Annotated in this window: 2 protein-coding genes and 1 pseudogene; all 3 read right to left on the reverse strand. The window is 59.4% G+C overall.

Annotation, left to right across the window (positions count from 1 at the left end):
- A partial coding sequence (locus tag EN750_RS11860; protein ID WP_245482679.1) for a Ulp1 family isopeptidase occupies nt 1–3,172 on the reverse strand: 3,172 nt, incomplete at its 3' end.
- 833 nt (nt 3,173–4,005) lie between these two features.
- Entirely contained in the window at nt 4,006–6,312 is a 2,307-nt protein-coding gene (locus EN750_RS11865; RefSeq protein WP_126080685.1) for a S9 family peptidase, read from the reverse strand.
- Nucleotides 6,313–6,827: 515 nt separating this feature from the next.
- Nucleotides 6,828–7,036: pseudogene (locus EN750_RS11870) on the reverse strand (alpha-hydroxy-acid oxidizing protein); the annotation flags it as partial.

Below are 7,036 nucleotides of genomic sequence, written 5' to 3' on the forward strand. Positions count from 1 at the left end.
CAGGCTCGTCCTCCAACAGTTGCCGCAGTTCCCCTGGCTCGAACGCCATCATTGGTGGGGAGGCAGGCTCGTCCTCCAACAGTTGCCGCAGTTCCCCTGACTCGAACGCCATCATTGGTGGGGAGTCAGGCTCGTCTTCCAACAGTTGCCGCAGTTCCCCTGGCTCGAATGCCATCATCGGTGGGGAGGCGGGTTCATCCTCCAGCAGCTGCCGCGGCTCTTCCTCGTGCGGCAAGCGCCTCCTTAGCCGGTCTTGCAGCGCCTGCCGATCGGCAACGAGGTTGTCGAGGGGCAGCGGCTCGTGGTCTGGCCGCTGCCCTTTCACCAATCGTTCAACCAGCGCCCACGTGCCCTCCAGGACAAATACGCCGCAATCATAATGGTTCGTCTGTCTGGCCATGGGGGCTGGCGCCAAGGTAGCATTCAGCAGTCCTGCGAGCTGTTTTGCAGGCACGTCGTTATATCCCTCTCGCTGGAGGGAGTCGTAGTGATAGGCGAACCGCCTTTCGGGGTCGCGGCGATCAACGAGCAGCAGCGACCAATGGGTGCCGGGGCTAGTAGCCGTGCCATTATTCACTGGCAAGAACAGGAAGTCGGCTGTGGCGTTGTTTTGATTATAGATGGACTGCAATATGCCTCGAGCGTCTTGCGGCGACGTGTGTCGCAGTAGATGGGATACGGAAGGATCCACCAGCCGAGTCCGGGCAGCGAGCGCCGGATTGATCCCCTGCAGTTGCCGCTCCAGCAAATTGTAATCTCTCTGGACATGGGCGTCGCTCAGCCATTCGGCGGCGCCGAGCACCCGCCCCGTTGCAACGTTGGACGGGGCTGTCGGATCGAGCGCCCCGATCTGAGCCCCAGAGGAACTGGTCGTCAGTGTGGTCACATCAACCAGTGGAAGGCCGCGGTAGGTGCCTGGCAGCTTAGCGGTTGCTGGCGAGGCGGGTTGGGGAGCTCTTGCCGGTGCCGCTGGCCCAGCTTCAGCAGCGGCCCCAACGCGCCTGGTGACTGCGTCTGCCGGATGAGCAGCAAGGACAGTTTCGCGCCCGAGCACAATGCGCGGCAGGATATCCCGGAGGTGAGCCAATGCAGAACCGATACTTAGTCTATTACCATAGGAGACAGCCTTGAAGCTCTCAACATCTTTATCCAGCGATTTGTCGTGAATCCGAGCGGCAATCCCAGGCTTGTTATTTTGACGCAGATACTGGCTAAAATGTCTAAGAAAATTTGTATAGCCGCCCACGGTATCTGGATTCCGTCCGGTCGCAGGCGCTGCCAGGTACTCCTTGGTCGAAGCGGCTCTGTAATCTCTAATGAGCTCGGCATCGTCAGGATAGGGGATCACGAGAGGGCGACCCATAATCGGGGCTCCGCTTGTCGACTTCTTGAGGTAACGCAGTGCGCCAGCCACGGTGGAGGAACCACCCGTACTCTCGTACTCCTTGAGATCCTGATCCAGCGACGAATGGTAAAGCCGAGCAGCAAACCCTGGCTTGTTGTTTTGAAGGAGCCACCGACTAAAGCCGAAAAGAGAATTTACATTGAAAGTGACCGTGTTCGCGCTGGCCTTACCCGCGTGGAATGCTGCCCTCAGCCCTTCGATAGCGGTCGCATCGTTGGAATAGACAGGACGCTTGTCGGAACCGTTGGGGACTACAATTGGACGATCCGGCTGCACTGTCGAGGACATCGAACCACCACCTCCGGGATGCGGTGCTGGGGTGGATTCGTGTTCATCCCTCTGCCTGACGAGCTGCGCCTCAGATTCCGGTGTAGCCACCTTATGAGGATCCTGCATCGGTTCGATCCCCTCCATCTCCTGCTGCAACCAAGCCAAAGCTTGGCGAGCGGCGGCTTCATCAACCGCGGAGGATGTCTCCACACCTCTGGCGGACGCCGGCAGAGCCTGCTCCGCCCGCCGTCGAAAGAGCTCTGGCGAGGCGGATTTCTCCGCCCACAATCTGGGCTGCGTAGCGAGTCCCCGTCCAGATTTATGTGGCACCGCCTCGCTTGGCAGCGGGCTGCTCCTGTCCCGTGCAGCTACCAGCCCCTCCGGGGCGCCCTGGTCGCCGTGGCGCCAGTTCAAGTGAGGGACGGCCTCTCCAAAGTCGGGTGCTTGGTGTTGGTGCGCGGTTGGGGCGAGAGACAATGGTAGATCGGTGCCCTCCTTATAACCTACCGGCAGGAGCTCCTCTGGCCAATCGAATCCCTGCTGTGGTGCGGTATGCTGAGCAGCGTCGCCACGGGGACGAGCCTCCATGCTGACCGCGTTTTCCAGATGACTCCCGAGTATAACGCGCGGCGGGTGCTTGCGGATATAAACCAGTGCAGATTCGATCGGAGCTCCACGAGTAGAGGAGGCGGCCTTGTAGCTCTCAACATCTTTATCCAGCGATTCATCGTAAATCCGGCCCGCAATCCCGAGCTTGTCATTTTGACGTAGGTAATGACTGAAATGGTTAAGAGCAGTTGCGTAGCCGCTCGCGGATCTGAAATGTCTAGTGAGCGCGGCGTCGTCAGGATGGGGGTTCAGGACAGCGCGACCCACAATCGGGGCGGCTCCGCCTATCGGCTTCATCAGTTGACGCAGTGCGCCAGCCACTGTGGAGGAACCACCCCTACTCTCGTACTCCTCGAGATCCTGGCTCAGCGACGGATGGTAAAGCCGAGCAGCAAACCCTGGCTTTTTGTTTTGAAAGAGCCAACGACTAAAGCCGAAAAGAGAATTTGCGCTGCGAGTGACCGTGTCCGGCCTGGCTTTACCCGCAAGGAGTGCAGACTTCAGCCCTTCGATGGCGGTGGCATCGTTGGAATAAACAGGACGCTTGTCGGCACCGTCGGGGGCCACAATTGGACGATCCGGCTGCACTGTCGAGGGCATCGACCCATCGAGATGCGGCGCTGGGGTGTATTCGTGCTCATCCCCCTGCATCGCGAGCTGCGCCTCCCGTTCCGATGTACCCACCTGATGGGCAGGGAGTTGCATCATCGCGCGAGCGCCTGAGTCACCAACCTGACCTGGTTGCCGCTCAGTGACAGCATGCTGCAGATTGCTTTGGATCCTCTGCCTCTTCGTTGGTCTCAACTCACCTTTGCCATGCGAGCCATTGACGAGGACATCCTCGCCTGGTGCACTCATCAACTCATCCGCCGCCTGCAATTCGCCCAAGTGCTGCTCAAAACCGGCTTGGCCGGCTTGTCCGCTTGCTCGTGCGGTACGGCGTGCTGCACCTGCAGCCAAGCTGCTACGATGAATGTCCAGTTTGTACGGGTGCACGCTAGCCTCACTTCCACAGATCACATGAGCAACCTACTCAGGCAAGCTTTCGAAAGGCTGACGAGGTCCGCCGCCGCGGAAGGCGAAGGCTGGTTTTCTGCTCAGCGGTTGACGGCCTAGCGTGTTGCGGCCGCGCCGGGTATCACGCCAATCAATCTGAATAGTCGATGCGTCAAACGAACCAGGATAGGATTTTCGTAGCGGGGCTGCTCTACTCACTCTTGTCCTGAGGTAGAATTCAACCATATCGCCGAGCAACTGGATGCCGATTGGATACCCGATCCGGAAAGCTTCAGCTCATATGTGACGCGAGGATGAGAATCGTGGCAGCTCCAGACCGACGGGCTGCCACCCACAGCGGCGATGACCGACGAGGGTCTTCTATTGCCAAGGTAATCGTCCGTTCGGGGACCTATGTGTTCCTATGCTCGTCGAGCGGATCGGGTGGGCCGCACCGCCGTAGCGTTACGGCGAGCGGAAGCGGCGTTGGGTGCGGCTTTTCCCCTGAACGCTTCACACCAGGCTGATAGGGGATCTTGCAATCGCACACACGCGGTCTGCAGGCGTGCCTATCAAGCAGTTTGCTCAGACCAACGTCGCGGCGAGCCTATCCTCAATACGCAGCGCAAGTCCTAGACTCCACGATCGTCCTTCGGTGCAGATTTGCTCGCGCCTCGCCCTGATTACAGCCGATAAGGCGAGCTAACAATTGCAAGAGCCACAAGCTACTCCAGCTCGATCGGTTTGCTGTTCCAGTCGGGCGGGGTCTGACCGAGAATGTTGCGAACGAAGAAGTCTAGGAGTTTGCGCTCGGTGTAGGTGCCTAGAGTATGGTGATTGGCACCAGGAACGTAGACAATGTCAAAATCTTTTCCTGCCTTGATGAGTCGATCGGCAAGCTGGAACGAGCAAAACGGATCGACATTATCATCCATTTCGCCGACCGCGATCATCAGCTTGCCCTGCAGCCTGTGAGCATTGTCAACGGCGGAGGATTGCGAATATTCAATGCCGACCGGCCACCCCATCCACAGTTCATTCCACCAGGTCTTGTCTATCCTGTTGTCGAAGCAGCCGTTTTTGGCGACGGCGACCTTGTAGAAATCGGGGTGAAAGAGCAGCGCGCTGACTGCACTCTGGCCGCCGGCGGATGCGCCAAAAATGCCGACGTTGGATATGTCGTACCATGGATATTGCGCGGCCGCCGCCTTGTGCCACAGAATGCGATCGGGAAATCCTGCGTCCTTCAGATTCTTCCAAGCAACATCATGGAAGGCGCGGGAGCGGTTGTTGGTGCCCATGCCGTCGATCTGAGCAACGACGAAGCCCAGCTGCGTGAGCGGCTCTGTCCACCGCGAGAAGGATTTTGGGACGAAGGAGCCGTGGGGTCCAGCATAGATATTCTCCACAACCGGGTATTTCTTCGTCGGGTCGAAGTTGGCTGGCAGGTGGAGCACACCCCAGATGTCAGTTTTGCCGTCGCGCCCCTTGGAATGGAAACTGAGCGGCGGCTGCCAGCCTGCGGCGACGAGCTCGGAAATGTCGGCCGTCTCGATCTGCTGGAGCTTGGCATTGTCGCTGGCGCGGTAGAGTGCCATGCGCGGGGGCAGATCGATGCGTGACCAGAGATCGACATAATAGCGCCTGTCAGGCGAGAACTCGATATGGTGGTTGGCCGGTTCGGGCGTCAGTGCAGTCAGTCCCTTGCCGTCAAAGCCGATGCGGTAAGCATGGACCCAATAGGGGTCCTCCTGCGAGTTCATCCCGCTCGCCTCGAACCAGATCTGACGCTTCACCGGATCGACATGGTTGACCCTCCGGACGACCCACTCACCTCGGGTGATCTGGTTTTCGAGCGCGCCTGTCCGGCCGTTGAAAAGATACAAATGCTCATACCCGTCGCGCTCTGATGCCCAGATGATCTCCTTCCCGTCATCGACATCGTAACGGAAGATTTTTCCGGCATCCTCCTGGCCATGCCCCAGCGGCAAATAATCCACGAATGTCTCGCTGGTCTCATCGATCAGGGAGCGCCCGCGGCCCGAGGCGGCGTCTACCTCGACCAAGCGATAGAGCTGATGCCCGCGCTGGTTATATTCGAAAGTGAAGCCGCGGCTGTCCGCCCACCACCGGAGAGGGGAAAGTTCGAAGACGTTCGAGAAGAGGGCACCGTCAATCACGATCTGGCGCCGGCCGGCAATGTCGAACAGGACTGGTTGGGGCAGCGGAAGGACATCGCCCGGCCTGGGATAGAATATTGTTGAATATTCCCGCTCCAACTGGTCCGTCGATGAATTGAGGTAGCGGACCTCTCGCCTATAGCCGGGGCGAACAAGGTAAGCGGCGAGGTGGCGCGAGTCCGGCGACCAGCTCAGCGTCGAAAAGACGTAGCAATTGCCTTCGGCTCCGTCCCGGCTCAGAGGAACATCCTGCAATCCGTCCTCGCTGCGCAGGAAAACGTTGCAGTTCTTGATATAGGCGATCCATTTGCCGTCGGGCGACGCGTTGCTCTTGTCGGGGTTGTTCTCCGCTGGCGGCGTGTAGCGGTGGCTGAGCTCCCTACGGTCCCCTTTCCTTGCATCGAATGTGGTGCTGGTACAGTCATAGCTTGCAAGGTCGCAGCTCCACCGGGTGTCTTCAATCTGGAAGTCGAGCCTGCGACCATCCTCACTCAGTTCGAAACGGTCGAACGGAAGATTGCCGGCTTGATAGCTCTCATGGCTCACCTTGTTTAGCGCTGCCGCCAGACGCGCCTGATCGAAAGCGGGCCGCTTGAAACCCGTGGCAGCATCGACCTGCATGAACTGCTGCTCGCCGTGGCTAGTCCGGCGGTAGACGAAGGCTTCACCCCCGGTCAGCCAGAAAGGCATTTTGGGGACATTGACAGTGAGCCCGCCATATCGATCGTTGATCGTAAGTGCGCGCTTGAAATCGGCCGGCGCTAGCGTCGGGTGTAAACTTTTCGAACCCTTGGCCAGCGTCTGAGTTGCCGATCGCCATGCCGCGCGCGTCAAAGCGCCGATCCTGGACATACCTGTTCACTTCTTTCGGTTTTCGGAATGCTAATTTTGAAGTTGGGTTCTCGTCGCCGGTCTGCAGCAGCGCCGAGCGTCGCCTTGGAGGAGAGCCAGCACGCGGGTGCAGCCAGGCACGCGCAACAGGGGCGCTCCTTGGACATCCAGGCACTGGTTCGGGTGCCGATTGAAGAGTTGGCGTCCGTCGCCGAAACAACCAGGAAAGAGCGTCCATGCAGCCCTGACGCGACTATTTCCCCGCGAGTATGGCCGCTTGCTTTTCTGCATCATCTGAAAGGTCCTGCTCTAGTCGGGCCGGATGTCACCCCGGCAGATTGTGCTATTTCGACAATCTCCGAGCGATTGCCGCCGGCCCATGACGAGGTTTACCGATAGGGCGCAATATGCGTGCCAAAGGAAAAGCGGTTTAATACACGGCAATCCGCCTATGTCGCATCCCCAACATCGTCGCACACCGGACAATGCCGGACGATATTGTCCCGGGGCGTCAAATTGGTTTGATGGTGACCCAACAACTGGCGGATGACGATCTCGAAATGCGCGACAACGGCCTCGGTGGACACTGTCGCCGCGCCCAGCACGCTGGCCGCCTGCCCGGCGATGTCCGCGCCCAGGCGGATGGCCTTGGCCACGTCGACGCCATCGCGGATCCCGCCCGACGCGATCAGCTTCACCGTTGGCAGCGCCCGACGCACCGCCTGCACGCTGGTCAGGGTGGGAA

The organism is Mesorhizobium sp. M7A.F.Ca.ET.027.03.2.1, assembly GCF_003999175.1.
GTDB lineage: Bacteria > Pseudomonadota > Alphaproteobacteria > Rhizobiales > Rhizobiaceae > Mesorhizobium.

What these genes read in the sequence shown, in the direction of transcription:
- EN750_RS11865 (WP_126080685.1), bottom strand. Translation starts at nt 6,312, where the DNA reads ATGTCCAGGATCGGCGCTTTGACGCGCGCGGCATGGCGATCGGCAACT.